Here is a 26,791-nt window from a genome sequence, read left to right on the forward strand (position 1 = left end):
GGACAACCGCAGGATACCGGGGGGTTTCCGGGGGGACATGAGAGCGGGCCCCGACGTAGATGTCAGGGCCCGCATGCAAGGAGCTCCCCCATCAGGATTTGAACCTGAACTTAAGGGACCAAAACCCTCAGTGCTGCCTGATTACACCATGGGGGATGAAACTCGCCTAAACCGGACATTTGGTCAGGTCGCCGAGTCGGCACCCAACACTATGCCGTACCAAGACCCTTCGATGCGACGGTACAACTCGGCGCCCTTCAGGACTTTGATCACCAGACAGCCGCGATAGGTCTCACCGACGTTCTTGCGGACCGTCTTCGGGTTGTGCTTCTTGAGCGTCGTTTTGTTGAACGCAGAGCGGTCGGCACCGACGAGGTCAGCCCAGTAGTGCTCCGCGCCTGCCACGTCCGCGTTCTCGTGGATCATGACGGTGAACCGCAGCCGCTCGCGCTCGATGCCGAGCAGGTCGAGCCAGGCCAGGAAGACCTTGATCATGCCTGGGTCGCTGTTCACGAAAGTGACGTTCTCTCGGCGGTCGTACGGCTTGTCCTTGCCGCCCTCGGCCCAGTAGAGGCTCACGCCGATCAGAAACAGCTCGCGGCTCGACAGGCTGCCGACGGCTTGCTTGGCTGCTTCCTTGGTCTGCTGTCGTTCCTCTTCGCGGATGCGGAGCTTCTCCTCCCAGCCCTTGCGTGCGATCGCTACCGCTTCTTCCGGGGACCGACTGCGTGCCGGCCTCGGCAGATCCCGCACCCAAAGGGAGACAGAGCTTCTGGAGCAGCCCAGCTCCGCCTCGATCTGGTCGTAGGTCCAGCCCTTGAGTCGCAGCTCCCTTGCCTTCTCGCGCAGGTCGTCCTTCGCGCGCGGGCGCTTCGTCCACTCCGGTGGGGGTTCTCCCTTCACCAGGCGGTTGAGGATGTCGTTGTTGAAGACCCTCAGCTCGTCCCGGATCTGCCGAAGGCTGTAGCCCTGGCGCCGCAGCGCCACCGCCCGCTCGCGCAGGCCCTCGTAGTCGGCGTACTTGCCGCTGGTATGTGCCATGTGCATACCGTCCGGCCGGAATGGTGGGTTCCGGGGGTCGAACGGGCGCAGTTCGCCAGTTCGAGGGATTCCGGGCTGTTTCGCGGTTATTCGATTACGGACTGTGGTGTAGGCCAGTCGTCGAAACTCGCCGGAAAAGCGGACAGGGCCGCCCGTAGGCTGGAGGCATGACCACGACGGGGGATGACCACACGGAGGCCCGGTCGGGGCCGTGGTGGTGGGTGAGGCGGCGCGGGGCGGTGCTCGACTGGAGCCTCGCGCTGGTGTCGGCGCTGGAGTGCGGGGCGGAGGGGTATCCGTTCGCGCAGGACGCGGGGATTCCGGAGGCGGCGGGGGTCGTCTTCGGGGTGGTGGCGGGTTCGACGCTGCTGCTGCGGCGGAAGTGGCCGATCGCCGTCGTGCTGGTGTCGATCGCGATCGCGCCGGCGCAGATGGGGCTGCTGCTGACGGTGGTGGGGCTGTACACGCTCGCCGCCTCGGAGCTGCCGCGTCGGATCATCGCGGCGCTGGCGGGGATGTCGCTGCTGGGGACGCTGGTGGTGACGTTCGTGCGGGCGCGGCAGGACATGGCGCACGGGGATGTCGAGCTGAGTGTGGGGGACTGGTTCGTTCCCTTCATTTCGATCACCGCTTCGCTGGGGGTGACCGCGCCGCCGTTGCTGCTGGGGCTGTATGTGGGGGCGCGGCGGCGGCTGATGGAGAGTCTGCGGGAGCGGGCGGACTCGTTGGAGCGGGAGCTTCAGCTGCTCGCGGAGCGGGCGGAGGAGCGGGCCGAGTGGGCGCGTAACGAGGAGCGGACGCGGATCGCGCGGGAGATGCACGACGTGGTCGCGCATCGGGTGAGTCTGATGGTGGTGCACGCGGCGGCGTTGCAGGCGGTGGCGCGGAAGGATCCGGAGAAGGCGGTGAAGAACGCCGCGCTGGTGGGGGACATGGGGCGGCAGGCGTTGACCGAGTTGCGGGAGATGCTGGGTGTGCTGCGGACCGCGGGGGACGGTGTGCGGCGGCGTGAGGGGTCGTCGGTGCCGTTGGCGGCGGTGGGTGCCGCTGCGGCTGCCGCGGCGTCGCGGGCTGTCGAGGAGCCGGGGGAGGGGCCCTGTCTGTCGGAGCTGGACGAGTTGATCGGGCAGTCGGCGGCGGCGGGGATGGTCGTGGATCTGTCGGTGGAGGGGGAGGTGCGGGCGTATCCGCCGGAGGTGGAGCAGACGGCGTACCGGGTGGTGCAGGAGGCGTTGACGAACGTCCACAAGCATGCCGCCGGGGCGAAGACGTATGTGCGGCTGGCGCATCGGGCGTCGGAGATCGCGATGCAGGTGGAGAACGAGCCGCCGCCGGAGGTGGGTGCGGCGTCGTCGGCCCGGTTGCCGTCGGGGGGCAATGGGCTGGTGGGGATGAGGGAGCGGGTCGTGGGGCTCGGTGGGGTGTTCGTGTCGGGGCCGACGGAGGCGGGGGGTTTCCGGGTGTCGGCGGTGATTCCGGCGTCGTAGGCGGCGGGGTGGGGTCTCGCCCGGCGGGGTGGGGTCTCGGCCGGAGGGGTGGGGTCTCGCCCGGCGGGGTGGGGTCTCGGCCGGAGGGGTGCGGTTTCAGTCCGTCGGGGTGGCGGTCAGGCGTACGGGTTCGAGGCCGGCCACGAGGGTGGTGAGGGCGTGGTCGATGTCGGGGCCGAGGTACCAGTCGCCGGTGTGGTCGAGGGCGTAGACGCGGCCTTCGGCGTCGATGGCGAGGAGGGCCTGGGTGTCGGTTTCGGCGCCGAGGGGGCTGACGTCGGTGTCGAGGGCGCGGCCGAGGTCGCCGAGGGTGCGGGCCATGTGGAGGCCGTGCAGGGGGTCGAGGTGGAGGGCGGCGGGGGCGAGCTGGCGGCCGGGGCCGGTGGGGTTGACGTGGAGGCCGCCGAATTCGGCCCAGGCTTCGACGGCGGCGGGGGAGACGGCGTGGCGGTGGCCGCCGGGTGAGATGTGGTCGCGCAGGGTGTCGGCCCAGATCTCGGCTTGTTTGATGTCCCAGCGTCCGGGCTGCCAGCCGGCGGCGCGCAGGGCGGCGTCGACGGGGACGGAGAAGCGGGTGGTCGAGGCGCGGTCGGTGTGCATCTGCCCTTGTTCGTCGTGTGGTGGTGGGGCGGTGGCGCGGTCAGTCGTCGGTCGCGGTGGGGTCGACGATGCGGACGCCGAAGTGGGCGCTGAGGGCGGTGCAGGCGCGGCAGGGGGCGGCGAAGCTGCCGTGCAGGGGGTCGCCGGCCTCGCGGATGCGGCGGGCGGTGAGTTTGGCGTGTTTGAGGGCTTTGCGTGCTTCGCCGTTGGTCATGGGTCTGCGGGCGGCGCGTTTGCTGCGGGCGGCGTCGGCGGCGGTGAGGTGGCGGGAGATGAGGATGGTCTCGGCGCAGCGGCCGGTGAAGCGGTCGCGTTGGGCGCTGGTGAGGGTGTCGAGGAAGTCCTGGACGAGGGGGTGGAGTGCGGGTGGCCGGTCGCCGCGGGCGGCGGTGCCGGTGAGGGTGGTGCCGCGGACGGAGAGGGCGGCGGCGACGGTGGGGAGTATGCCGTCGCGGCGGTGACGCAGGGTGGGTGCGGGGCGTTCGTCGGTGGCGCTCCAGCCGACGCGGGGGTCGCCGGAGGCGCTGGTGTGCGGGCCTGTTTGTGTTGCGTTCATGCTCGTGTTTCCCCTCCCGTGCATCCCCCCGGCGGACACAGAGTGCCAAATGCCGTGGCTGGTGTGGAAGCTGGGGCGGCTCGACACGCACGGTCGGGGGTGGGTCGTCACATGGTGGTGACGCGATGGTGACGGTGTGTCAGGGCGGGTCGGGTGGCGTGGTGGCGGGGCGGTGGGTGCTGGGGTGGTGCGGAAGGGGTCCGTCCGGTGGTGCGGGGCGGGCGTGACCGGCGCCGGTGACCGGTTTCCCCGTACCGCATAGGCTGTCGGGACCGCGTCGCGCGCGGTGGGCGTGCCCGGGACAGGGGTGCGTCGGAGCAGAGAAGTCGATACGGGGCGTAGTGGCCGGAGTCGGTCGTTACGGGTCGTACAGAGTGCCGCAGGGGGCAACCGCCATGACGACAGGTCGGCTCGGGCTGGGGGCACCTCCCGGCCGCCAGGCCGGGGGACACGCCGCGCCGCCGAACGCGGCCTACGCCGGGCAGGTCGTGCATTTCCCGGATCCGGTCCGGGCGGCCCGTCACCCGAGAGGGGTACGGGTGGACGAGCGCGGCTACCCCGACTTCTCGCCGTACGCGCGTGCGGCGGCGGAGATCGCGGATCCGCCGGAGGGTTTCGGTGTCGACGAGCTGCGGCTGACGGACTATGTGTCGGCGAACGCGGCGCTGGCGGCGTCCGGGCACGAGTTGTGGGACACGATCCCGTCGGTGGCGACGCCGCACGGCTGGACGTGGCATCACGTGGCGGGGACGCGGCGGCTGGAGCTGGTGCCGGTCGAGGTGAAGGCGTTGCTGCGGCATCACGGCGGTATCGCCACGGCGGCGGTGGACCACGGCAAGCGGGGCACGCGGCCGTTGCAGGAGACGCGTCCGGCGCATTTCGGGCTGCCGAAGTCGGGTGTGGCGGTGAGCGAGGCGCAGGTGCAGGGCGTCGAGGAGGATCTCGGCTACCGGCTGCCGGGCGCCTACCGGTCGTTCCTGAAGGCGGCGGGTGGTTGCGCGCCGGTGGGCACCGCGCTGGACGCGGAGCTGGGGCTGCTGATCGACCAGCCGTTCTTCACGGTGCGGGACGAGGCGGCGGTCAACGATCTGGTGTACGTCAACAAGTGCCTGCGGGACCATCTCACCAAGGACTATCTGGGTGTGGCGTTCGTGCAGGGCGGCCTGCTCGCGGTGAAGGTGAAGGGCGAGCGGGTCGGTTCGGTGTGGTTCTGCGCGTACGACGACGCGCGCGACGTGGATCCGTCGTGGTCGCCCGCGGAGCGGGTGGAGCGGCTGCTGCTGCCGTGCGGTGAGGACTTCGACGCTTTTCTGTCGCGGCTCGCGGGTTCGCCGCCGGAGTTGGAGACGGTGGCGAATCTGATGGTGGACGGCGGTTTCGCGCGGTCCGTTCCGGTGTCCGGGGAGTGAGCTGGCCGATGGTGACGTTCGCGCAGGCGCAGGAGCGCGCCGAGGAGTGGATCAACGGGGACGTGCCGTCGTACCAGCACCGTGAGGTGCGGGTGCGGGAGTTCGACCTCGGTTTCGTGGTGTGGGCGGAGGACCGTCCCGACGGGCCGCGTTCGGACGGCGGCGGGCAGCGACTGGTGATCGCCCGGGACAGCGGGGAGGCCACGCTGTGGCCGTCGCTGCCGGTGGGTGAGGTGATCCGCCGTTATGAGGAGGAGTACGGCCGTGAGGAGGCGGCCGGGGAGCCCGCGCCGGCGCCGGCGGCCCGGGTGGATCTGAACCAGACGTCGTTCCTGCTGAGTCCGCCGGAGTGGTTGCAGGAGGCGGCGGACAAGCTGGGCATCCCGGATCAGCGGGGGACCCGGGGCGGGGCGGCCGAGGAGAGCGGCGGGGCCGAGGGCGCGGGGTCCGCGGGTGCGGTGCCTCGGGGGCCGGAGCCGGTGGACGCGGTGCCCTCGGGTGCGTCTGCGGCCGGGGCGGAACCTCGGGGCGTGGAGCCTGCGGATGCGGTGCCTGCGGATGCGGTGCCTGCGGATGCGGTGCCTCCGGGTGCGGGACCTGTTGGTGCGGGGGCCGCGGGTGCGGTCTCTCAGGGGGCCGGGCCTCGGGACGCGGTGCCCGCGGGTGCGGCGTCGCAGGGGGCCGGGGCTGTGGATGCCGGGCCTCGGGACGCGGTGCCCGGGTTCGCGGCGCCGGCCTCGGGTTCGGCGTTGCCGCAGACGCAGGCCGGGATTCCGACCGGTGCGCCGGCGCCGGGTGTCGTGCCCGGCGCGCCCGCGGGGGCGACGCCGTGGGCCGGGACGGACACCAACGCGGATGCCGGTGAGGACCGTTCCGTGCCGCTGCCGCAGACCGTGTTCGCGCCGCCGCTGAGCGGCGTCGACGACGAGCCGTCCCCGTCGGCGCCCTCGGCGGTGCCGGACGCCAAGACGGCACTGATGTCGGGCGGCAGCCAGCTCCCGCCGACGGCGATCGCGCCGGCGATCGACGATCCGCAGGCGCAGGGCGCGCCTGGCGCAATGGGCGGACCGGGTGTGCAGGGTGGACCGGGTGTGCAGGGTGGACCGGGTGCGCAGGGCGTGCCCGGGGCGCCGAGCGCTCCCGGGGTGCCGCCCGCGCCGGGGGTGCACAGCACGCCGCCGCCGTCCGCGCCGCCCGTGCCGTCCGCCCCGCCCGTGCCGGGGGCGCAGGGTCCGGGTGCGCCGCAGGGGAGCACGCCCCCTCCGGCCGCGCCGCCCGCGCCGCAGGGAAGCACGCCGCCCCCGCCGGCCTACGGCTACCCGCCGCAGGCGGGGGACATCGCCGACGCCGCGACCAGCAAGGCGGCCCCGCCGCCGCGGCGTGGCCGGGGTGCGACGCCGCCGCCTCCGCCGGGCGCGCCGGGCACCCCGGGCGTACGGCCGGGCAGCACACCTCCGCCGCCGGACGGAACCCCGGCGGGCGGTGCGTACGTGCCCACGCAGCTCGTCTCCGCCCTCGGCCCCGACGGCCCCGAGGGCCCGGGCGCCCCGGGGGCCTCTGGTGCCCCGGATGCTCCGAACCCGCCGGGCCCGCCGGGTGCGCCGAACACCCCCGGCGGTACGCCTCCGGGCGGCGTCCACCACGCCGCCACGATGCTGGCCGACCCCTCCCGGATGGGGCCGGGCGCGCCCCAGCCGCCCGCCGCTCCGGGCGCCCCGCATGCCCCCGGTGCCCCCGGCGCACCGCAGCCTCCGGGCGCCCCGGGGGTGCCGGGTGCGCCCGGCGCGGGCGCCGTGCACCACGCGGAGACCATGCTGGCCGCACCTCCTGTCGGCGGTCCGGGCGTGCCCCCGCCGCCGCAGGCCCCGGGCGTACCCGGCGTACCGGGCGCACCCGGAATGGCGCCGGGTGCACCCGGAATGCCCCCGGGCGCTCCGGGTGCCCCCGGCGCCCCTCTGCCGATGCCGTCCGCGCCCGGCCGGCACGCGCCCATGCCGCCCATGCCGGGTCAGCCGGTTCCGGGTCAGCCGGTTCCGGGCGCGCAGCCCCCGGCGTACGGCTATCCGCAGCAGCAGGCCCAGCCGACGGTCGGCCCCGGCTACCAGGCCGTCCTGCGCTACCGCGCGCAGGACGGCTCGGAGCAGCAGCTGATCCGGCGTTCCGCGCCGGGCACCCCGCACCCGGAGTGGCAGATCTTCCATGAGCTGCGGGCGATGAACGTGCCGCCGGACCAGGTGCTGGAGCTGCACACGGAGCTGGAGTCGTGCGAGCTGCCGGGGGCGTACTGCGCGCGGATGATCCGCGAGCAGTGGCCGCAGGCCCGGATCACGTCGATCGCGCCGTACGGCACGGACCACGCGAGCCGGCAGCAGGGGATGCAGCAGCTGCTGGCGCACCAGGGCGAGCTGCACCAGGTCGCGGACGGGCCGGCGCGTCCGGCGCCGGTCAGGGTGCCGGTGCCGCCGGTGCAGCCGGCGCCGCCGATTCCGCCGGAGGGCGTGGCGCAGGAGCTGGCGGCGGCGTTCGGGCCGGGCGTCTTCCGGTTCGAGCAGGCCGCGGTGTCCCGGCAGGGGGTGCCGCCGATCGTGGCGCACACCCTGGTGGTGGCCGGTCTGCCGGTCGACATGGGCCCGTTCTTCTGGGCGCAGGCCCAGCCGGGGCGGCCCGTTCCCACGCTGGCGGAGCTGGCGCAGGAGCGCGGGGTGCAGCCGGCCGCGGACGCGGGTTCGTACCTCGTCATGGGCACGGACTTCGGCAAGGCGATCTGTGTGCAGTACGGCACGGCGAACATCGTCGCCGTGCCGGTGGAGGCGGGGCCGGGCGGTGCGCCGGTGCCGCCGCAGTTCGTGAACACCGGTCTGCCGGAGTTCGCCCGCTGCCTGGCGCTGCTGGGCCGGATGTGGCGGCTGCGGTTCGGGCTGAACCAGGAGCAGGCGGGCCGCTGGACCGTCGACTTCCAGGCCCAGCTGGCCGCGCTGGACCCGGCGGCGCTCGGTTCGCCGGAGAGCTGGTGGTCGGTGCTGCTGGAGCAGATGTGGGACGGGCTGCTGTGACGCCCGTCTGACGGTGTGTGAGAAGGGGCCCGGCCCGGTCGTTCCCGACCGGGCCGGGCCCTTTTGTGTGCACCTGGCGCGCCGGGTGTTGCGGTGCGGGCGTTTCCTGCCGATCCATCGAGAAGTGCGCGAGAGCGCGTCGTGGTCGGTGGAGAGGGGCCCGGAGGATGAGCAGCGCATCGGTGTCGGCACATGGCTTCGTGACCGTCCGGGGGCGCGGGTACCGCCCCGGGCAGGTCGACGCGTTCACCGCGGCACTGTGCCGGGACCGTGACGCCGCCTGGGAGCGGGCCGCCCGGCTCACCGTGCTCGCCAGGGAGATGGAGGCGGAGGCGGAGCGGATGCGGGAGACGGTCGCACGGCTCGCGCCGCAGACGTACGAGGCGCTGGGGGAGCGTGCCCGGCGGCTGTTCCTGCTCGGGGAGGAGGAGGCGGCGGAGGTGCGCGAGCGGGCGCGGCGCGAGGCGCACGAACGAGGCGCGCGGGGGCGGGCGTACGCCGACGGGGTGTGCCGGGCGGCGCGGGAGTACGCCGACACGCTCCGCGTGGAGACCGAGGACCGGGTGCGTCACCGGCTGCTCGCGGCGCGGGCCGAGGCCGACGAGATCCGCGCCACCGCCCGGCGGGAGGTGAAGGAGCGCCGTACGGAGGCGGTCGCCGCGCTGCGGGAGGTGCGGCGGCGGACCGTCGCGCTCCTCGCGGACCAGGCGAAGGACCACGCCGAGCGGTGGGCCGCCGCCGAGCGCGAGACCGCCGAGCGGGCCGCCGCGCTGGACGCCCGGCACGCCGCGGCCGTCGCTCGCGCCGAGGCCGCGCTCCGCGAGGCCGAGCGGGCCTGTGCCGACGCCGAGGAGACCGCCCGGCTGCGGCAGGAGGAGGCGCAGGCACGGGCCGCCGAGATCGTCGCCGAGGCCCGGGCCCGCGAGGAGCGCATCGCCCAGGAGACCGAGCGGGTGCTGCGCGAGCACGGGGAGCGCCGGGACGACGTACAGGCGCACATGGACCACGTACGCGAGAGCCTGGCGGCGCTCATGGGCGGGCGGGCACCAGCGGAGTGACAGCCGGTCAGGGCGGGCGGGCACCGGCGGAGTGACAGCCGGTCAGGGCGGGCTCCCGCGGGTGAGGCCACCTCACTGCGTCCACCGCCCGGGCAGCGGTGCCCTCACTCGTTCCTGCGCACCGCCCCCGCGAGGATCCAGCCCTCCACCGCCTCGTACTGCCGGCGTTCCCGCTCCGCCTTGCGCCGGCCGGAGAGGACCGTCCCGAGCCAGCCGAAGGCGAAGCCGAGGGGGACGGAGACGAGACCGGTGGTGGTGAAGGGGAAGTAGGTGAAGTCGGCGTCGGGGAAGGCGGAGACGGGGGAGCCGGAGACCAGGTTGGTGCCCGGGGTGAGGACGAGGACCGCGAGGGTGCCGCCGATGAGGGTGGCGAGCAGGCCGGTGCGGGTGTAGCGGCGCCAGAAGAGGCTGTAGACCAGCGCGGGCGCGATGGCCGAGGCGCCGAGGCTGAAGGAGAGGGTGACCAGCGGCTGGAGGCTGCGGTGCTGGACCATCGTCGCCAGCAGGATCGCCGGGACGCCGACCGCGAGCGCGGAGACGCGGGCCAGGGTCATCTCGCGGCGGGCCGGCATCTCCTGCACGCGGGCCGCGAACACGTCGTGGGCCAGGGAGTTGGCGCAGGCGAGGATCATGCCGGCGACGGAGGCGAGCACGGTCAGGAACACCCCGGTCGCGACCGTCGTGAACAGGAACGTCTCCGCGGTGGACACCTCCGCGCCGAACGCCGCGAGGGAGCCCAGCAGGTAGGCCGAGTTGCCCTGCGGGTCGGCCAGCGCGATCGCCTCGCGCCCGACCAGCGCCGTCGCGCCCGTCCCGACGACGGTGATGACCAGCACGAACACGGCGACGCTCGACACCGCCCAGGACATCGAACGGCGTACCTGGGGAGCGCTGGAGGCGGTGTACATGCGCATGGTGACGTGCGGCAGGCAGGCCCCGCCGAGCACCACGCACAGCTGGGCACTGATCATGTCGGCGCGGGGGAAGGGGCCGCCCGCGAACTCCAGCCCGGAGGCGAGGAACGCGTCGCCCACGCCGCTGCGCCGCGCCGCCGTGGAGAACAGGGCCGTCGGGTCCCAGTCGAACCGGTGCAGGACGAGCACGGCGACCGCGGCGCCCGAGCCGAGCAGAATGACGATCTTCAGGATCTGGATGAGGGCGGTGCCCTTCATGCCGCCGATCGCCGCGTACGAGATCATCAGCGCGCCGAGGCCGATGATGCAGCCCGTCTTCACCTCGTCGCCGGAGAAGCCCAGGATGAACGCGAGCAGTTGTCCGGTGCCCGCGAGCTGCACCAGCATCAGCGGCAGCAGCGCGGCCAGGGTCACCAGGCACGCCGTCATCCGCACGGTCCGCCCGGGCATGCGGCGTGCGAAGGCGTCGCCCATGGTGAACCGGCCCGCGTTGCGCAGCGGTTCGGCCAGCAGGAACATCAGCAGCATCAGCGACAGGGCCGTGCTCAGGGCGAGGACGATCCCGTCGTGGCCGTAGAGCGCGATGACCCCGCAGGTGCCGAGGACGGTCGCGGCGGAGATGTAGTCGCCCGCGATCGCGAGGCCGTTGCGCATCGGCGACAGGGAGCTGTAGCCGGTGTAGAACTCGTCGAGGTCGTCCCGGTCGGGGCCGGTCATCACGCACAGCAGCAGGGTGATCGTGGCGATCGCGGTGAACGCGACCAGGGTCATGGTCTGCGCGGACTCGCTGAAGACGTTCACCGGCCCGCCTCCCGCCTGGCGTCCAGCGCGGACTGCCTGCGGATCCGGTCGGCGAGCGGGTCGACGTGGCGGCGCGCGGTGTATTCGTAGAGCGCGATCGCCAGCCAGGTGACGGGCAGTTGGACGAGTGCGAGCAGCAGCCCGACGGGCAGTCCGGCGGTGACGTCGGAGGTCATGAACGACGGCGCGTACGCCGACAGGACGAGGAACAGGGTGAAGTAGCCCAGCGCGGTGAGCGTGGCCACGCGCCGCTGCCAGCGGTAGGCGCTGCGGAGGGTGCGCAGGTCGCCGTGGTTCCCGAGCGGCGGGCGGGGCGGTCTGCGGTGGGTGTGCGGCAGGGGCGGCGGCGCGGGCTGCCAGGGGTACGTCGGATACGGGTCGGAGGACATCCCGGTGCTCCTTGCGTGGCTCGGGTCCGCGGAGGTCGGACCGCAGGGAGTGGGGGTCTGCGGTGCGGGGCCACGCACGCTACTCGGCACATCCGGGACGCGCGGCGTTTTCACCAAACTGAGCGGTCGGTATGCGCTTACCGTCCGCCGGCGTGCCGGGCTTCGGCCCCCTGTGCCTCAGTTGTCCGTCAGGACCGGGAAGCGGCGGGGGGCCAGGAGCAGCAGGACCAGGAACGCCAGTGCCGCCGCCCCGGCCGCGCCCAGGTAGACCGCGTGGACCGCGTCCGCGATGGCGCGCCGGGTCGCCTCGGAGGCGGCGCCGGTGTCCAGGCCGTGTGCGACGGAGTCGAGGTCGCCGGCGCCGCCGAGGCGGGCGGCGAGCACCCCGTTGGCGACCGCGCCGAAGGCGGCGGCGCCGACGGTCTGGCCGGTCTGCCGGCAGAACAGCACGGACGCGGTGGTCGTGCCGCGCTCCGCCCACCCGACCGTCGACTGCACGCCGACGATCAGCGGTAGCTGGAACAGGCCCAGCGCGGCGCCGAGCACGAGCATCAGCAGCGTCGGCTGCCAGGCCTCGCCGGGATACGGCAGGAGCGGGAACGCGGCGAGGACGAGGGTGGCCGTGCCGATGCCCAGCATGGCGGTGTTGCGGAAGCCGATCCTGCGGTAGACGTGCTGGCTGAACGCCGCCGACACCGGCCAGCTGAGCGTCCACACCGAGAGCACGAACCCGGCGGCGACGGGGCCGAGTCCGAGCACCGACTGCGCGTACGTCGGCAGGAACACCGTGGGTGCCACCATCAGCAGGCCCAGCGCGCCCAGCGCCAGGTTGACGGCCGCGATCGTACGGCGCCGCCACACCCAGCCGGGGATGATCGGCTCGGCCGCCCGCCGTTCCACCAGCACCACGACCGCGAGCAGCGCGATCCCGGCCCCGAACAGGGCGAGCGACGGCGGCGACAGCCACGGCCAGGCCACCCCGCCCTGCACCAGCGCGGTCAGCAGTGCCCCGCCGCAGCCGAACACGGCCAGGGCGCCCGCCCAGTCGACCCGCGCGCGGGGGAACGCCTTCTCCCGCTGCGGCTCGTGCAGATGGCGCACGATCAGCCAGAGGGCGAGGCCGCCGACGGGGAGGTTGACGAGGAAGATCCAGCGCCAGTCGGCGTACGCGGCGAGCAGGCCGCCCACGCCGGGGCCCGCGACCGCCGAGACCGCCCACACCGTGGACAGCTTGGACTGGATCTTCGGGCGCTCCTTCAGCGGGTAGAGGTCGGCGGCGAGGGTCTGCACCGTGCCCTGCAGAGCGCCGCCGCCCAGGCCCTGGACGATGCGGAAGGCGATGAGCGCGCCCATGTTCCAGGCCAGCGCGCACAGCAGCGAGCCGAGCAGGAAGACGGCCGCGCCGACGATGAGCACCGGTTTGCGGCCGAAGGTGTCGGACAGCTTGCCGTAGACCGGGAGGCTGACGGTGACGGCGAGCAGATAGCCGGAGAACAGCCAGGAGAAGACGGAGAACCCGCCGAGGTCGCCGACGATCTGCGGGACGGCGGTGGCGACGATGGTGGAGTCCAGCGCGGCGAGCGCCATGGACAGCATCAGCGCGGCGACGACGGCGCCGCGGCCCCGGGTGCCCGGCCCGGGCTCGGACGCGGTGCCGCCCCGCGGCCTCGGCCCCGACTCGGTGCCGTTCTGACGCATCGGCTCGGTGTCGCCCTGGCCCACGGGATTCCTTCCCCTTGCACCTATCTGCCGCACGACAGCTTCGCACTTGCCCCTGACGTCGCGGGAGGGTGCAGGGTGGGTGGTCCGAAGGGCGGACAGCGCCCCGGGGCGGTTCCGTCTGCCGGTGGAGTCCCCTAGGGGTTCCTCCGTACAACGGCTCGGGGAGGGCTCGTCCCGGCGGAGGACGAGACGGGGCACCGGGCGTCCTTAACCTGGCTTTACACCGCTGAGGGCGCCGCCGGCACCGGCGAACCGCAGCGTGGGGGGTGGGGTTTTCCCCAGCACAGGAGGGGGCTGAGCACCATCGAACAGCACCCCCTCCGCCCGCGAGACTCCTTCTCGTAACCACTTCGTGCGCGTCCAGCGGTTCAAGGGATGCGCACGCACCAATAGATGACCGACATAGGAGACATACCGTGACTTCGGCTGTAACCATTCCCAGGCACGGGGGCACTGGAGGGCGTACGGCCGTTGCCGCGCGGGCGCGGCAGGTCGTCAAGGCCTACGGGGCCGGGGAGACCCGCGTCGTCGCCCTCGACCACGTCGACGTGGACATCGCCCGCGGCCGGTTCACCGCGATCATGGGCCCCTCCGGGTCCGGCAAGTCCACCCTGATGCACTGCCTCGCCGGGCTCGACACCGTGACGAGCGGTCAGATCCACCTGGACGAGACCGAGATCACCGGGCTCAAGGACAAAAAGCTCACCCAGTTGCGGCGGGACCGGATCGGGTTCATCTTCCAGGCGTTCAATCTGCTGCCGACGCTGAACGCGATCGAGAACATCACGCTGCCCATGGACATCGCCGGCCGCAAGCCGGACAAGGAGTGGCTGGCGCGCGTGGTGGACACCGTCGGGCTCGCCGGGCGGCTCAAGCACCGGCCCACCCAGCTCTCCGGCGGCCAGCAGCAACGCGTCGCCGTGGCCCGGGCGCTGGCCGCGCGGCCCGAGATCATCTTCGGTGACGAGCCGACCGGAAACCTGGACTCCCGCGCGGGCGCCGAAGTCCTCGGCTTCCTGCGCCGCTCCGTGGACGAACTGGGCCAGACCATCGTGATGGTCACGCACGACCCGGTGGCCGCCTCCTACGCGGACCGCGTGCTGTACCTCGCCGACGGCCGGATCGTCGACGAGATGTACAACCCGACCGCCGAGCAGGTCCTGGACCGCATGAAGGACTTCGACGCCCGGGGGCGTACGTCATGACCGTGCTGAAGACCTCGCTGCGCAACTTCCTCGCGCACAAGGGGCGGATGGCCCTGTCGGCCGTGGCGGTGCTGCTGTCGGTGGCGTTCGTGTGCGGCACGCTGGTGTTCACCGACACCATGAACACGACGTTCGACAAGCTGTTCGCCGCCACTTCCTCCGATGTCACGGTCAGCGCGAAGGACTCCTCGGACACCGGTGAGACCACCTCCGGCACCGGCAAGCCGCCCGTGATGCCCGCCGCCGTCCTCGACGAGGTACGGGGCGTGCCGGGCGTGAAGTCGGCGGAGGGGACCGTCTTCTCCACCTCGGTCACCGTCGTCGACGCCGACAAGGACAGCCTGTCGCCGTCCTCCGGCGCGCCGACCATCGTCGGCAACTGGAACTCCAACGACGCCCGCACCATGGACATCACCTCCGGTGCGGCCCCCGAGGGCGCCGGCCAGATCATGGTCGACGCGGACACCGCCGACAAGCACGGCCTGGAGCTCGGCGACGAGATCGGCGTCATCACGGCCGTCGGCACCCACCGGGCGAAGATCTCCGGCATCGCCGACTTCACCGTCACCAACCCCGGCGCCGCGATCTTCTACCTGGACACCGAGACCGCCCAGAAGACCCTGGTCGGCGAGACCGGCGTCTACACCAACGTCAACGTCACCGCCGCGAACGGCGTGACCGACGAGCGGCTGAAGAAGGACGTCTCCGCCGCGCTCGACGGCGGCTACAAGGTGCAGACCGCCGAGGAGGTCGCCGACGCCAACCGCGAAGAGGTCGGCGAGTTCATGAACGTCATGAAGTACGCCATGCTCGGCTTCGCCGGGATCGCCTTCCTCGTCGGCATCTTCCTGATCATCAACACCTTCTCGATGCTGGTCGCCCAGCGCACCCGCGAGATCGGCCTGATGCGGGCCATCGGCGCCGGCCGCAGGCAGGTCAACCGGTCCGTGCTGGTGGAGGCGCTGCTGCTCGGCGTCGTCGGCTCGGTGCTCGGCGTGGGCGCCGGGGTGGGCCTCGCGATCGGACTCATGGAACTCATGGGCTCGATGGGCATGGAGCTGTCCACGGACGACCTGACGATCGCCTGGACGACGCCCGTCCTCGGCCTGCTCCTCGGCGTCGTCGTCACCGTCCTCGCCGCCTACCTGCCCGCCCGCCGCGCGGGCAAGGTCTCCCCGATGGCCGCGCTGCGCGACGTGGGCACCCCCGCCGACGTCAAGGCCGGTGTCGTCCGGGCCGTGATCGGTCTGCTGCTGACCGGCGCGGGCGGCGCTGCCCTCTACCTGGCCGGCTCCGCCGACCAGGCGAGCGACGGCTCGCTGTGGCTGGGCGTGGGCGTGGTGGCCACGCTGATCGGGTTCGTGGTCGTCGGACCGCTGCTCGCGGGCGGCGTGGTGCGGGTGCTGAGCGCCGTACTGCTGCGGATCTTCGGGCCGGTCGGACGGATGGCCGAACGCAACGCGCTGCGCAACCCGCGCCGCACCGGCGCCACGGGCGCCGCGCTGATGATCGGGCTCGCGCTGGTGGCGTGCCTGTCGGTGGTGGGCTCCTCGATGGTCGCCTCGGCCACCGACCAGCTCGACAAGACCGTCGGCACCGACTTCATCGTGCAGAACGACCAGGGACGTCCGATCATCCCGCAGGCCGTGCAGGCCGTGAAGTCGGTGGACGGGCTGGAGCGGGTCACCGAGTACAAGGTCCTCGACGCCGACCTGATCACCCCCGACGGCAAGCGGTCCAAGAGCGAGACGATCAACGCCGCCGACCCGTCGTACGCCGAGGACGTGCGCACCAAGACGGTGGCCGGCGACCTCGCCGACGCCTACCGGCCCGACTCGATGTCCGTCTTCGAGGGCTTCGCCGAGGAGCATGGCATCGAGCTCGGCTCCACGGTGAAGGTCGACTTCAAGGACGGCACGACGGCGCCGCTCACGGTCCGCGCGATCACCAGCGACGAGGTCGTCGTCGACAAGGGCGCGATGTACGCCTCGATCGACACGGTCGCGAAGTACGTGCCGGCCGACCGGATGCCGCTCGACCTGCTCGTCTTCGCCACGGCGAAGGAGGGCCAGGAGACGGCCGCCTACCAGGCGCTCAAGGAGGCGCTGCACGACTACCCGCAGTTCCAGGTCCGCGACCAGACCGACTACAAGGAGGCCCTGAAGGACCAGATCGGGCAGCTCCTGAACATGATCTACGGCCTGCTGGCCCTGGCGATCATCGTGGCGATCCTGGGGGTGGTGAACACCCTGGCGCTGTCGGTGGTGGAGCGCACCCGGGAGATCGGCCTGATGCGGGCGATCGGCCTCTCGCGCCGCCAGCTGCGCCGGATGATCCGCTTGGAGTCGGTCGTGATCGCCCTGTTCGGCGCGCTGCTCGGCCTCGGGCTGGGCATCGGCTGGGGCGCCACCGCGCAGCAGCTCCTCGCCCTGGAGGGCCTGAAGGTCCTCGACATCCCGTGGCCGACGATCGGCGGGGTGTTCCTCGGCTCGGCCCTGGTGGGGCTGTTCGCGGCGCTGATCCCGGCGTTCCGCGCGGGCCGGATGAACGTCCTGAACGCCATCGCCACCGAGTAGCCACCGCACACGGGGGTTGCGGAGGAGCCCGGCGCCGGGAGTCCAGGGGACTCTTCGGCGCCGGGCGCTTTTCCGGTCCGGCGCCCGCCTGCCGGCCGGGCGGGCCGTGCGGTGGGTGGGCGGAGGCCCGCCGGGCGCTGGGTGGGCGGGGAGGCCCGGGAAGCCAGGGTGCGAGCCCGCCGGGGCGCGCCCGCCGTGCGGTGGGTGGGCAGAGGCCCGCCGTGCGGTGGATGGACAGAGCCGGGCGCCTCCGCGCTGCGCGCGACCCCGGTGGGTGGGCGGAGGCCCGCCGGGCGCTGGGTGGGCGGGGAGGCCCGGGAAGCCAGGGTGCGAGCCCGCCGGGACGCGCCCGCCGTGCGGTGGGTGGGCAGAGGCCCGCCGTGCGGTGGGTGGACGGAGACCCCGGGACCAGGGTGCGAGCCCGCCGGGACGCGCCCGCCGGCAGGGGGCAGCGGTGTGGCGCAGCACGCCGGGGCCTGCGGAAGCGACGGTTGTCCACAGGCCCCGGCGCCGCCCAGCGCAGCGTCGTAGGCTGGAGACCCCCCGGCCGTATCACGCGTCGGGCGATTCGCGTTGCCCATCACCGGAACGGATAGCCCCTCCATGAGCCTGCACGGTCTGCTCGACGCCGTCGTCAAGGACGCCGCCCTCGCGGAAGCGATCAAGGCGGCAGCCGACGGCAACCGGATGCACGTCGACCTCGTCGGCCCCCCTGCGGCCCGCCCCTTCGCGATCGCCGCGCTGGCCCGCGAGTCCGGCCGCCCGGTGCTCGCCGTGACCGCGACCGGCCGGGAGGCGGAGGACCTGGCGGCGGCGCTGCGCTCGCTGCTGCCCCCGGACGGCGTGGTGGAGTACCCCTCCTGGGAGACCCTGCCGCACGAGCGGCTCTCCCCGCGCAGCGACACCGTCGGCCGGCGCCTCGCCGTGCTGCGCCGCCTGGCCCACCCCAGCCCCGACGACCCCGAGACCGGCCCGGTCTCCGTCGTCGTCGCCCCCGTGCGCTCCGTGCTCCAGCCGCAGGTCAAGGGCCTCGGCGACCTGGAGCCGGTGGCGTTGAAGTCAGGACAGACGGCGGATCTGAACGAGGTCGTGGAAGCGCTCGCCGCCGCCGCGTACGCGCGCGTGGAGCTGGTCGAGAAGCGCGGCGAGTTCGCCGTCCGCGGCGGCATCCTCGACGTGTTCCCGCCCACCGAGGAACACCCCCTGCGCATCGAGTTCTGGGGCGACGACGTCGAGGAGATCCGCTACTTCAAGGTCGCCGACCAGCGCTCCCTGGAGGTCGCCGAGCACGGCCTGTGGGCCCCGCCCTGCCGTGAGCTGCTGCTCACGGACGAGGTCCGTGAGCGGGCCGCCGCCCTCGCCGAGCAACACCCCGAGCTGGGCGAACTCCTCGGCAAGATCGCCGAGGGCATCGCCGTGGAGGGCATGGAGTCGCTGGCCCCGGTCCTGGTGGACGACATGGAGCTGCTGCTCGACGTGCTGCCCAAGGGCTCCATGGCCGTCGTCTGCGACCCGGAGCGGGTGCGCACCCGTGCCTCCGACCTGGTCGCGACCTCCCAGGAGTTCCTGCAGGCGTCCTGGGCGGCCACCGCGGGCGGCGGCGAGGCCCCCATCGACGTCGGCGCGGCCTCCCTGTGGTCCATCGCCGACGTCCGCGACCGGGCCCGCGAGCTGGACATGATGTGGTGGTCGGTGTCGCCGTTCGCGGCCGACGAGGAACTGGACGCCGACACCCTCAAGCTCGGCATGCACGCCCCGGAGACCTACCGCGGGGACACCGCCAAGGCGCTCGCCGACACCAAGGGCTGGCTCGCCGACGGCTGGCGCACGGTCTACGTCACCGAGGGCCACGGCCCGGCCGCCCGGACGGCCGAGGTGCTGGGCGGCGAGGGCATCGCCGCGCGCCTGGAGGCGGACCTCGCCGAGATCTCCCCGTCGGTCGTGCACGTGGCGTGCGGCTCCATCGAGCACGGCTTCGTCGACCCGCACCTGAAGCTGGCGGTGCTCACCGAGACCGACCTGTCCGGGCAGCGCGCGGCCGGCCGGGACGGCACCCGGATGCCCGCGCGGCGCCGCAAGACCATCGACCCGCTCACCCTGGAGCCGGGCGACTACATCGTCCACGAGCAGCACGGCGTCGGCCGGTACATCGAGATGGTGCAGCGCACCGTCCAGGGCGCCACCCGCGAGTACCTGGTGGTGGAGTACGCCCCCGCCAAGCGCGGCCAGCCCGGCGACCGGCTGTACATCCCGACCGACCAGCTGGAGCAGATCACCAAGTACGTCGGCGGCGAGGCGCCCACCCTGCACCGCCTGGGCGGCGCCGACTGGACGAAGACCAAGGCCCGCGCGAAGAAGGCGGTCAAGGAGATCGCCGCGGACCTGATCAAGCTGTACAGCGCGCGCATGGCGGCCCCCGGGCACGCCTTCGCGCCGGACACGCCCTGGCAGCGCGAGCTGGAGGACGCCTTCCCCTACGCGGAGACCCCCGACCAGCTCACCACCATCGCCGAGGTCAAGGAGGACATGGAGAAGTCGGTCCCCATGGACCGCCTGATCTGCGGCGACGTCGGCTACGGCAAGACGGAGATCGCGGTGCGCGCCGCCTTCAAGGCGGTCCAGGACGGCAAGCAGGTCGCGGTGCTCGTCCCGACGACCCTGCTGGTGCAGCAGCACTACGGCACGTTCAGCGAGCGGTACGCGCAGTTCCCGGTGGTCGTGAAGGCCCTGTCCCGCTTCCAGACCGACACCGAGGCCAAGGCGGTCCTGGAGGGCCTGCGCGACGGCTCGGTGGACGTGGTCATCGGCACCCACCGCCTGTTCTCGTCGGAGACCAAGTTCAAGGACCTCGGCCTGGTCATCGTCGACGAGGAGCAGCGGTTCGGCGTCGAGCACAAGGAGCAGCTGAAGAAGCTGCGGGCCAACGTGGACGTGCTGACGATGTCGGCGACGCCGATCCCGCGCACCCTGGAGATGGCCGTGACCGGCATCCGCGAGATGTCGACGATCACGACCCCGCCGGAGGAGCGGCACCCGGTGCTCACCTTCGTCGGGCCGTACGAGGAGAAGCAGATCGGCGCGGCCATCCGCCGTGAGCTGCTGCGCGAGGGCCAGGTCTTCTACATCCACAACCGGGTCGAGTCGATCGACCGCGCGGCGGCCCGGCTGCGCGAGATCGTGCCCGAGGCGCGGATCGCGACCGCGCACGGCCAGATGTCGGAGACGGCGCTGGAGCAGGTCGTCGTGGACTTCTGGGAGAAGAAGTTCGACGTGCTGGTGTCGACGACGATCGTCGAGTCCGGCATCGACATCTCCAACGCGAACACGCTGATCGTGGAGCGCGGCGACACCTTCGGCCTGTCCCAGCTGCACCAGCTGCGCGGCCGGGTCGGCCGTGGCCGCGAGCGCGGCTACGCGTACTTCCTGTACCCGCCGGAGAAGCCGCTGACGGAGACCGCGCACGAGCGCCTGGCGACCATCGCCCAGCACACCGAGATGGGCGCGGGCATGTACGTGGCGATGAAGGACCTGGAGATCCGCGGCGCGGGCAACCTGCTCGGCGGCGAGCAGTCCGGCCACATCGCGGGCGTCGGCTTCGACCTGTACGTCCGGATGGTCGGCGAGGCGGTCGCGGACTACCGGCGCCAGCTGGAGACCGGGGAGATCGAGGAGGAGCCGCCGCTCGAGGTCAAGATCGAGCTGCCGGTCGACGCGCACGTCCCGCACGACTACGCGCCGGGCGAGCGGCTGCGCCTCCAGGCCTACCGCGCCATCGCCTCCGCCAACACGGAGGAGGACATCAAGGCGGTCCGGGAGGAACTGGTCGACCGCTACGGCAAGTTGCCGGAGCCGGTGGAGAACCTGCTGCTGGTGGCCGGGCTGCGGATGCTCGCGCGGGCGTGCGGCGTCGGCGAGATCGTGCTCCAGGGCACCAACATCCGCTTCGCACCGGTGGAGTTGCGCGAGTCGCAGGAGCTGCGGCTGAAGCGGCTGTATCCGGGGACGGTCGTCAAGGCGACGGCCCACCAGGTGCTGGTGCCCCGGCCGAAGACCGCGAAGATCGGCGGCAAGCCGCTGGTCGGGCGGGAACTGCTGGCGTGGGTGGGCGAGTTCCTGACGTCGGTGCTGGGGTCGTAGCGCAAGGGCTGCGTCACGTCACGACAGGGCGCAAGCCGCCCGGGTGCCTCCGGGCGGCTTGCGGTGCCATGGGGTGCGCTGACGCCCTATTGCTGCTGGTCGGGCCGGTCGCCGCGGTCCATGCCGAACTGGCCTTCGATCCTCTGCTGGCCCTGGTCGACCTGGTCCTCGTACTTGTTGCCCGTCCTCTCGTTGATCTTCTGTTCCGCCGCGTCGGACGCCTTCTTGGCCTTGTCCTGCGACCCATGGCTCTTGAACCTGTCGAAGATGCCCATCCAGAGCTCCTTCCGAGGATGACTCAAGACCGACGATACGCCCGAGATGTCCGGGATGCCGAGTTGAGTAAGGGGTGGAAGGCGATATGAGGCCTGACAGGGGCCGGGCGGCGGCCGTCGCCGTGGGAGTGCTGCTGAGCGTCGTGACCGGTTGCACCGGGTCGACCACGGGGGCCGGCGGACCGCAGGAGACGGCCGGCGGGGGAGCGGCCCTGGCGGCCGTGGAGTCGCTGCCCGTGAAGGGGCGGGCGCCGAGGACCGGCTACGACCGGGACCGCTTCGGCAGCCCCTGGGCGGACACCGACTCCAACCGGTGCGACACCCGCGACGACATCCTGCGCCGCGACCTCACCGGCGTCCGGTTCGGCGACGACCGCTGCGAGGTCATCTCCGGCACCCTGGACCCCGACCCCTACACCGGCCGGGACGTCACCTACGTCCGCGGTCGCAGCCAGGTCGACATCGACCACGTCGTCGCCCTCTCCGACGCCTGGCAGAAGGGCGCCGGCCGGTGGGACCCGAGCAAGCGCGTCGCCTTCGCCAACGACCCGCTCAACCTCCTCGCCGTCGACGCCGGCACCAACCGCGCCAAGGGCGACGGCGACACCGCGACCTGGCTGCCGCCGAACAAGGCGTACCGGTGCACGTATGTCGCCGCGCAGGTCGCGGTGAAGAAGAAGTACGGGCTGTGGGTGACCTCCGCCGAGAAGGCCGCGATGCGGCGGGTGCTCTCCCGCTGCCCCGACCAGGAACTGCCGTCGGGCGGCACCCCCACGAAGGCACCGGAGCGGTTCCACGCCGACTGAACTCCCCGCGCCGCACGGGAAAACCGTTTCTCCGGTGTCCCGGGTCCGGCCTACGGTGCCGCCCATGGAATGGAGAGTGTCGACCCTGGCGGAGCGTCCCGACATGCTGCGGCGGGTCGTCGGAATGGCGGACAGCTGGCCGGAGTTCGTGACCGAGGACCCGGTGGGCTGGGCCCACTTCCCGCGCATGGCCACCGAACTGCCGCAGTACGTGCTGTTCGCCGAGGACGAGCGGGGCGAGGTCGTCGCGAACGCCTACAGCGTGCCGTTCGCCCTCGCCGCCGAAGGCCGCGGCGACCTGCCCGAGCGGGGCTGGGACGCGGTCCTCCTGTGGGCCTTCTCCGATCTGCGCCGGGGCGTCCGGCCGGACACCGTGAGCGCGATCTCCGTCTCGGTCGCCCCGCACCGCCAGGGTCTCGGCCTGTCCGCGGTGATGCTCGCGGCGCTGCGCGACAACGCCCGCGCCCTCGGCTTCCGCGAGGTCGTCGCCCCCGTACGCCCCAGCGCCAAGCACCTGGAGCCGCGGACGTCGATGGAGGAGTACGCCCGCCGGGTGCGCCCCGACGGGCTTCCTCAGGACCCGTGGCTGCGCGTGCACGCCCGGGCCGGCGCCACCGTCCACTCCGTGGCACCGGCCTCGATGACCGTCTCCGGCTCACTGGAGCAGTGGCGCCGGTGGACCGGCCTGCCCTTCGACACCGCGGGCGACGTCGAGGTGCCCGGCGCGCTGGTGCCGGTGCGGTGCGAGCCGGAGCGCGGATACGCGGTGTACGTCGAGCCCAACGTGTGGATGCGGCACGCGCTGTAGGCGCCGCCGCATCCGAGGACTGTGGTCAGCCCGCGAGTTCGTCCAGGTCGAGGATCTCGCCGCTGGGCTTCTTCGCCGGGACCGGCTTGCCGTAGTCGCTGAAGACCAGCGAGTCCCGCTCGCCGGCGCTCTTGGTGTCCAGGCGCAGCAGATACGGCTCGCCCTCGGTGGCGACGTACAGCGTGTAGCGGTCCTTGCCGTCCTTCTCGTGCAGGACGATGGCCGGGGCGCCGTCGACGGTCGTGGTCTTGGAGCGGGTCGCGTCCGACTTCACGTCGTCGGCGCCGCCGAGCAGTTCGTCCAGGTCGCAGAAGTCGCCCACGCCCTCGGCGTCGGCGCCCGTCGCGGCCATCTTGGTCCACTTGCCGGCCATCATGTCCACGACCGCGTCGGTCTCCGCCTTGGGCTCACCCTCGGCCTGGGCGCGCAGGAACGCCTCGTCGTAGCGCATGTAGACGGTGTCGGCGGTCTTGATCAGGTCGGCCTTGCCCTCGCCCGTGCCGAAGGTGCCGGCGCACTCGCCCTTCTTGTTGACGGCCACGTCGAAGCGGATCGTGCCGCCGCTCTCCTCGTCGGGGACCTCGCCCGCCATCCGCAGCGACGAGGCGCCGGTCGTGGCCTTGACGGCCCGGTCCGCGATCTCGCCGCCGGTCAGCCCGGCGAAGGGCCCCTTCGGCTTGTCGTCCGCCTTGTCCTGGCCCGGCAGACAGCCGGTGAGGCCGACGGTGGTCACGGCGGCGAGGCAGAGGGCGGCAAGTGTCGTACGGCGCATGGGGGTTCCTTGGAGATGAGATACGAGGGACGGGTGGGCGGCCGGCGGGGGAGGCCGGCCGCCCGGTGAGCCGCCGGCTCAGGAGGTCTTCTTCCAGTCCTGGCAGCCGGAGGTCTTGAAGTAGGCGTCCGAGGCGCTGATGGTGACGACGGCCGAGCCGGACACGTTGTTGTTCGCGATGATCGAGTCGAGGGAGTGCTCGGCGTCCTTCGCGCGCTCCCAGTAGCACATGTCGTCCGTGTTGCCGGTGGACTTGTAGGTGCCCGGGGCGATGTCGACGCCGACTCTGAACATGCCGCCGTCGCCGGCCATCTCGGTGGCCGGGGAGCCGCCCTTGGCCTTGGGGTCGACGGCCTCCCAGTCGTTGCAGCCGCTGGACTTGAAGATCTTGTCGGTGGCCTGGACGGTCACGTAGGCGGTGCCGCTGACGTTGTCGTTGGCCAGCAGGGAGTCCACCTCGCCCGAGGCGTCCTTGGCGCGCTCCCAGTAGCACATGTCGTCGGTGTTGCCGGTGGTGCGGTACGTGCCGGGCTTGATGTCCGAGCCGACCTGGAAGTCGCCGTCCCCCTCGAAGGCGACCTTCTTCTCGGCCGCTTCGGAACCCGAGCCCTTGCCGACACCCGTGCCGGAGTCGCGGTTCGCGGAGGCCGAAGAGCCCTTGTCGCCACCGGACGCCTTGCCGTCGTCGCCACCGCCGTTCGCCGACACGGCGCCGATGACGACGACACCCACGACAGCGCCCAGCGCGACCTTGGCCTTCATGCCCATGACTGTTCCCTCCCCAACGTGTCGACCGCCTCCGTCCGGCGATCGTTCGTTCGCTGGGTCAATGAGAGCATGAGGTGTGAACCGAGTCAACACGGTTCACAGGCCGAGGTGCGTACACGTCCGTGAATGCCTGGATCTTGCCTACGTCGGTATGCTCGATGCACAGAACGAACGTGGCGAGGGGAGCGGGCGGGGTGCAGGACAACGCGACAGAGGTGACCGCCGCCGGGATCGCCCGGCTCGCCGGCGTCGGCCGGGCCGCCGTGAGCAACTGGCGCCGCCGCCACGCCGACTTCCCGAAACCGGTCGGCGGCACGGAGACCAGCCCCTCCTTCGCCCTCGCCGAGGTCGAGGCATGGCTGCGCCGCCAGGGCAAACTCGCCGAGGTCCCGCTGCGCGAACGGGTCTGGCAGCAGCTCGCCGGACACCCAGAGGGGCCCGTCACCGCCCTCATCCACGCGGGCTGCGCCCTGCTGCTCATCCACGACCGGCCGACGGTCTGGCTGGAGCTGAGCGCCGGCTCCGACGAACGGCTCGCGCAGTCCCTGCCCGCGGCGCTGGAGCAGGTGATGGCGCCGCGCTTCGGCGCGGTGCCGCGCGTGACGCCGACGGGTGGCGGCGGCGCCGCGGCCGTGAACGGCGGAAGCGGCGCGGACAGGGGATACGGCGGCTCCGGGGCACCCGAGGCGGTGAACGACGGCGGGCCTGTGAACACCCCGGCGCCCGGCCGCCCGTCGTCCGGAGCCACAAGCTCCACCCCTGTGAACACCGCGCCGGCCGTTCACCTCCCCACCGGCCCCGAACTCCTCCCCTCCGTCCCCCTCCTGCGCGGCGCCGCCGAGCTGGCCGCCGAGCTGGGCGCGCGGCAGACCTTCGAGTTCCTGCTCGGCCGGCACCTCGACGCCAACCCCCGCCAGTACACGCTCACCCCCGCCGAACTGGCCCGCCTCATGGCCGACCTCGCCGGTCCCGCCCGCACCGTCCTCGACCCCGCCTGCGGCACCGGCGCCCTGCTGCGCGCCGCCGCGGCCCGCCCCGACCGCGAGCTGTACGCCCAGGACAGCGCCGCCGACCTCGCCGCGCTCACCGCGTTCCGGCTCGCCCTGCACACCACGTCGACCGTGCGCGCGGCCGGCGGCGACACCCTGCGCGCCGACGCCCACCCGGCGCTGCGCGCCGACGTCGTGCTGTGCCACCCGCCGTTCAACGAGCGCAACTGGGGCCACGACGAACTGGCCTACGACCCGCGCTGGGAGTACGGCTTCCCGGCCCGCACCGAGTCCGAGCTGGCCTGGGTGCAGCACGCGCTGGCCCGGCTGCGCGACGGCGGCACGGCCGTCCTGCTCATGCCGCCCGCCGCCGCCTCCCGCCGCTCCGGCCGCCGCATCCGTGCCGACCTGCTGCGCCGCGGCGCGCTGCGGGCCGTCGTCGCCCTGCCGGTCGGCGCGGCACCGCCGTACAACATCCCCCTGCACCTGTGGGTGCTGCGCCGGCCCGCGGCGACGCCCGCGCAGCCCGAGGTGCTGCTCGCGGACGCCGGGCAGTTCGCCACGGAGGGGCGCGGCGGACCCGACTGGCACGCCGTGCGCGACGCCGTCCTCGACGCCTGGCAGTCCTTCGACCGCGCGGGCACCCTCCAGGAGCGGCCGGGTCTCGCGCGCTCCGTGCCGGTCATCGAACTCCTCGACGACGACGTGGACTTCTCCCCGGCGCGCCACCTCCCGCCGCCCACGGCGGCCGACGGCGCCGAACAGCTCACCGAGGTGCGCACCCGCCTCGGCGAGACCCTGCGGCTGACCACCGACCTCACCCCGCCCGCGGTCCGGCCGGCGCAGCCCGCGCGGTGGCCGCTCACCACGGTCGGCGAACTCGCCCGCGCGGGCGCCCTGGTGATGCGTACCGGCGGACTCGGCGGCCCCGCGCGCGTGCCCGTCCTCACCGACCACGACGTGCTCGCCGGAACGGCACCCTCCGGAACCCTGCCGGAGAGCGAGGAGGAGGCGGTGCTGACGCGGCCCGGCGACGTCGTCGTGCCGGTCCTCGGCGGCGGCGCGGTGGCGCGCGTGATCGACGACGCGACCGGGGGCGCCGCCCTGGGGCGCAACCTCGTCCTGCTGCGCCCCGATCCCACCGCCCTCGACCCCTGGTTCCTCGCCGGCTTCCTGCGCGGCACCGCCAACAACCGCCAGGCCAGCAGCTACGCCTCCACCGCCACCCGGCTCGACGTACGCCGCCTGCAACTGCCCCGGCTGCCGCTCGACGAACAACGGCGCTACGGCGCGCGCTTCCGCGCCCTCGACGATTTCGAGCGGGTGCTGCGCCACGCGAGCCGGCTCGGGGAACAACTCGTGCGCGGCATGTACGACGGCCTGACGGACGGCACGGTCACCCCGGACTGAGGCGCGTACGACCTG

Annotated in this window: 19 protein-coding genes; 10 read left to right on the plus strand and 9 right to left on the minus strand. The window is 73.0% G+C overall.

Annotated elements, in window-relative coordinates:
- Window positions 1–183: 183 nt before the first annotated feature.
- A complete protein-coding gene (locus ACIG0D_RS09960; protein WP_399797934.1) occupies window positions 184–1,041 on the minus strand; it encodes a hypothetical protein in 858 nt (285 codons plus the stop codon).
- A gap of 167 nt (window positions 1,042–1,208) precedes the next feature.
- Here ACIG0D_RS09960 and ACIG0D_RS09965 point away from each other — a divergent pair, with 167 nt between their 5' ends.
- On the plus strand, window positions 1,209–2,528 hold the full coding sequence (locus ACIG0D_RS09965; RefSeq protein ID WP_399797937.1) for a histidine kinase: 1,320 nt from the start codon (window positions 1,209–1,211) through the stop codon (window positions 2,526–2,528).
- A gap of 96 nt (window positions 2,529–2,624) precedes the next feature.
- Here the strand turns inward: ACIG0D_RS09965 and ACIG0D_RS09970 are convergent, their stop codons facing one another.
- Both ACIG0D_RS09970 and ACIG0D_RS09975 read right to left on the minus strand, forming a co-directional pair.
- Complete coding sequence (locus tag ACIG0D_RS09970) at window positions 2,625–3,128, minus strand: SUKH-3 domain-containing protein (protein WP_365764289.1); 504 nt, start codon at window positions 3,126–3,128, stop codon at window positions 2,625–2,627.
- A 40-nt stretch (window positions 3,129–3,168) separates the two neighbouring features.
- Window positions 3,169–3,684, minus strand: a complete 516-nt coding sequence (locus ACIG0D_RS09975) for a YwqJ-related putative deaminase (protein ID WP_399797940.1) — start codon at window positions 3,682–3,684, stop codon at window positions 3,169–3,171.
- A gap of 395 nt (window positions 3,685–4,079) precedes the next feature.
- Here ACIG0D_RS09975 and ACIG0D_RS09980 point away from each other — a divergent pair, with 395 nt between their 5' ends.
- The 3 genes from ACIG0D_RS09980 (at window position 4,080) to ACIG0D_RS09990 (ending at window position 9,204) form a co-directional block, all read left to right on the plus strand.
- Entirely contained in the window at window positions 4,080–5,093 is a 1,014-nt protein-coding gene (locus tag ACIG0D_RS09980; protein ID WP_399797943.1) for an SMI1/KNR4 family protein, read from the plus strand.
- A gap of 8 nt (window positions 5,094–5,101) precedes the next feature.
- Window positions 5,102–8,146 (plus strand): SUKH-4 family immunity protein, encoded by a 3,045-nt coding sequence (locus ACIG0D_RS09985; protein WP_399797946.1) that lies wholly within the window; start codon window positions 5,102–5,104, stop codon window positions 8,144–8,146.
- A gap of 167 nt (window positions 8,147–8,313) precedes the next feature.
- Entirely contained in the window at window positions 8,314–9,204 is an 891-nt protein-coding gene (locus ACIG0D_RS09990) for a cellulose-binding protein (RefSeq protein ID WP_399797949.1), read from the plus strand.
- Window positions 9,205–9,308: 104 nt separating this feature from the next.
- Here the strand turns inward: ACIG0D_RS09990 and ACIG0D_RS09995 are convergent, their stop codons facing one another.
- From ACIG0D_RS09995 to ACIG0D_RS10005, 3 genes are all read right to left on the minus strand, one after another.
- Window positions 9,309–10,889 carry a cation acetate symporter gene (locus ACIG0D_RS09995; RefSeq protein WP_399798200.1) on the minus strand — a complete coding sequence of 527 codons (1,581 nt, stop codon included), beginning with the start codon at window positions 10,887–10,889 and terminating at the stop codon, window positions 9,309–9,311.
- 26 nt (window positions 10,890–10,915) lie between these two features.
- Complete coding sequence (locus ACIG0D_RS10000) at window positions 10,916–11,308, minus strand: DUF485 domain-containing protein (protein ID WP_399797952.1); 393 nt, start codon at window positions 11,306–11,308, stop codon at window positions 10,916–10,918.
- A 177-nt stretch (window positions 11,309–11,485) separates the two neighbouring features.
- The gene (locus ACIG0D_RS10005) at window positions 11,486–13,006 is read right to left on the minus strand and encodes an MFS transporter (protein WP_399798202.1); all 1,521 of its coding nucleotides are present in this window, start codon (window positions 13,004–13,006) and stop codon (window positions 11,486–11,488) included.
- Window positions 13,007–13,446: 440 nt separating this feature from the next.
- Between ACIG0D_RS10005 and ACIG0D_RS10010 the strand changes: the two genes are divergently transcribed.
- From ACIG0D_RS10010 to mfd, 3 genes are all read left to right on the plus strand, one after another.
- Window positions 13,447–14,235 (plus strand): ABC transporter ATP-binding protein, encoded by a 789-nt coding sequence (locus ACIG0D_RS10010; protein WP_399797954.1) that lies wholly within the window; start codon window positions 13,447–13,449, stop codon window positions 14,233–14,235.
- Window positions 14,232–16,811: an ABC transporter permease gene (locus ACIG0D_RS10015; protein WP_399797957.1), complete on the plus strand. Its 2,580-nt coding sequence runs from the start codon at window positions 14,232–14,234 to the stop codon at window positions 16,809–16,811. The genes ACIG0D_RS10010 and ACIG0D_RS10015 overlap by 4 nt, the downstream gene beginning before the upstream one ends.
- Before the next feature lie 603 nt (window positions 16,812–17,414).
- Window positions 17,415–20,948, plus strand: a complete 3,534-nt coding sequence (gene mfd, locus ACIG0D_RS10020) for a transcription-repair coupling factor (protein WP_399797960.1) — start codon at window positions 17,415–17,417, stop codon at window positions 20,946–20,948.
- 86 nt (window positions 20,949–21,034) lie between these two features.
- On the opposite strand, the gene ACIG0D_RS10025 is transcribed toward mfd, so the two are convergent.
- Window positions 21,035–21,223, minus strand: coding sequence for an antitoxin (locus tag ACIG0D_RS10025; protein WP_365766532.1), 189 nt, complete (start codon window positions 21,221–21,223; stop codon window positions 21,035–21,037).
- Window positions 21,224–21,309: 86 nt separating this feature from the next.
- Between ACIG0D_RS10025 and ACIG0D_RS10030 the strand changes: the two genes are divergently transcribed.
- Together ACIG0D_RS10030 and ACIG0D_RS10035 are read left to right on the plus strand one after the other, a co-directional pair.
- Window positions 21,310–22,029: an HNH endonuclease family protein gene (locus ACIG0D_RS10030; RefSeq protein WP_399797963.1), complete on the plus strand. Its 720-nt coding sequence runs from the start codon at window positions 21,310–21,312 to the stop codon at window positions 22,027–22,029.
- Between the two features lie 64 nt (window positions 22,030–22,093).
- Window positions 22,094–22,837 carry an N-acetyltransferase gene (locus tag ACIG0D_RS10035; protein ID WP_399797966.1) on the plus strand — a complete coding sequence of 248 codons (744 nt, stop codon included), beginning with the start codon at window positions 22,094–22,096 and terminating at the stop codon, window positions 22,835–22,837.
- A 25-nt stretch (window positions 22,838–22,862) separates the two neighbouring features.
- Here the strand turns inward: ACIG0D_RS10035 and ACIG0D_RS10040 are convergent, their stop codons facing one another.
- Window positions 22,863–23,609 carry a hypothetical protein gene (locus ACIG0D_RS10040; RefSeq protein WP_399797969.1) on the minus strand — a complete coding sequence of 249 codons (747 nt, stop codon included), beginning with the start codon at window positions 23,607–23,609 and terminating at the stop codon, window positions 22,863–22,865.
- A gap of 78 nt (window positions 23,610–23,687) precedes the next feature.
- A complete protein-coding gene (locus ACIG0D_RS10045; RefSeq protein ID WP_399797971.1) occupies window positions 23,688–24,377 on the minus strand; it encodes a hypothetical protein in 690 nt (229 codons plus the stop codon).
- A 194-nt stretch (window positions 24,378–24,571) separates the two neighbouring features.
- Here ACIG0D_RS10045 and ACIG0D_RS10050 point away from each other — a divergent pair, with 194 nt between their 5' ends.
- Window positions 24,572–26,776: an N-6 DNA methylase gene (locus ACIG0D_RS10050; protein ID WP_399797974.1), complete on the plus strand. Its 2,205-nt coding sequence runs from the start codon at window positions 24,572–24,574 to the stop codon at window positions 26,774–26,776.
- Window positions 26,777–26,791 lie beyond the last annotated feature (15 nt).

This window comes from Streptomyces sp. NPDC052773 (assembly GCF_044547145.1).
Lineage (GTDB): Bacteria > Actinomycetota > Actinomycetes > Streptomycetales > Streptomycetaceae > Streptomyces.

Excerpts from the sequence above, each read along its gene's own strand:
- ACIG0D_RS09960 (WP_399797934.1), bottom strand. The coding sequence starts at position 1,041 with ATGGCACATACCAGCGGCAAGTACGCCGACTACGAGGGCCTGCGCGAG.
- ACIG0D_RS09965 (WP_399797937.1), top strand. The coding sequence starts at position 1,209 with ATGACCACGACGGGGGATGACCACACGGAGGCCCGGTCGGGGCCGTGG.
- ACIG0D_RS09970 (WP_365764289.1), bottom strand. The coding sequence starts at position 3,128 with ATGCACACCGACCGCGCCTCGACCACCCGCTTCTCCGTCCCCGTCGAC.
- ACIG0D_RS09975 (WP_399797940.1), bottom strand. The coding sequence starts at position 3,684 with ATGAACGCAACACAAACAGGCCCGCACACCAGCGCCTCCGGCGACCCC.
- ACIG0D_RS09980 (WP_399797943.1), top strand. The coding sequence starts at position 4,080 with ATGACGACAGGTCGGCTCGGGCTGGGGGCACCTCCCGGCCGCCAGGCC.
- ACIG0D_RS09985 (WP_399797946.1), top strand. The coding sequence starts at position 5,102 with ATGGTGACGTTCGCGCAGGCGCAGGAGCGCGCCGAGGAGTGGATCAAC.
- ACIG0D_RS09990 (WP_399797949.1), top strand. The coding sequence starts at position 8,314 with ATGAGCAGCGCATCGGTGTCGGCACATGGCTTCGTGACCGTCCGGGGG.
- ACIG0D_RS09995 (WP_399798200.1), bottom strand. The coding sequence starts at position 10,889 with ATGACCCTGGTCGCGTTCACCGCGATCGCCACGATCACCCTGCTGCTG.
- ACIG0D_RS10000 (WP_399797952.1), bottom strand. The coding sequence starts at position 11,308 with ATGTCCTCCGACCCGTATCCGACGTACCCCTGGCAGCCCGCGCCGCCG.
- ACIG0D_RS10005 (WP_399798202.1), bottom strand. The coding sequence starts at position 13,006 with ATGCGTCAGAACGGCACCGAGTCGGGGCCGAGGCCGCGGGGCGGCACC.
- ACIG0D_RS10015 (WP_399797957.1), top strand. The coding sequence starts at position 14,232 with ATGACCGTGCTGAAGACCTCGCTGCGCAACTTCCTCGCGCACAAGGGG.
- mfd (WP_399797960.1), top strand. The coding sequence starts at position 17,415 with ATGAGCCTGCACGGTCTGCTCGACGCCGTCGTCAAGGACGCCGCCCTC.
- ACIG0D_RS10025 (WP_365766532.1), bottom strand. The coding sequence starts at position 21,223 with ATGGGCATCTTCGACAGGTTCAAGAGCCATGGGTCGCAGGACAAGGCC.
- ACIG0D_RS10030 (WP_399797963.1), top strand. The coding sequence starts at position 21,310 with ATGAGGCCTGACAGGGGCCGGGCGGCGGCCGTCGCCGTGGGAGTGCTG.
- ACIG0D_RS10035 (WP_399797966.1), top strand. The coding sequence starts at position 22,094 with ATGGAATGGAGAGTGTCGACCCTGGCGGAGCGTCCCGACATGCTGCGG.
- ACIG0D_RS10040 (WP_399797969.1), bottom strand. The coding sequence starts at position 23,609 with ATGCGCCGTACGACACTTGCCGCCCTCTGCCTCGCCGCCGTGACCACC.
- ACIG0D_RS10045 (WP_399797971.1), bottom strand. The coding sequence starts at position 24,377 with ATGGGCATGAAGGCCAAGGTCGCGCTGGGCGCTGTCGTGGGTGTCGTC.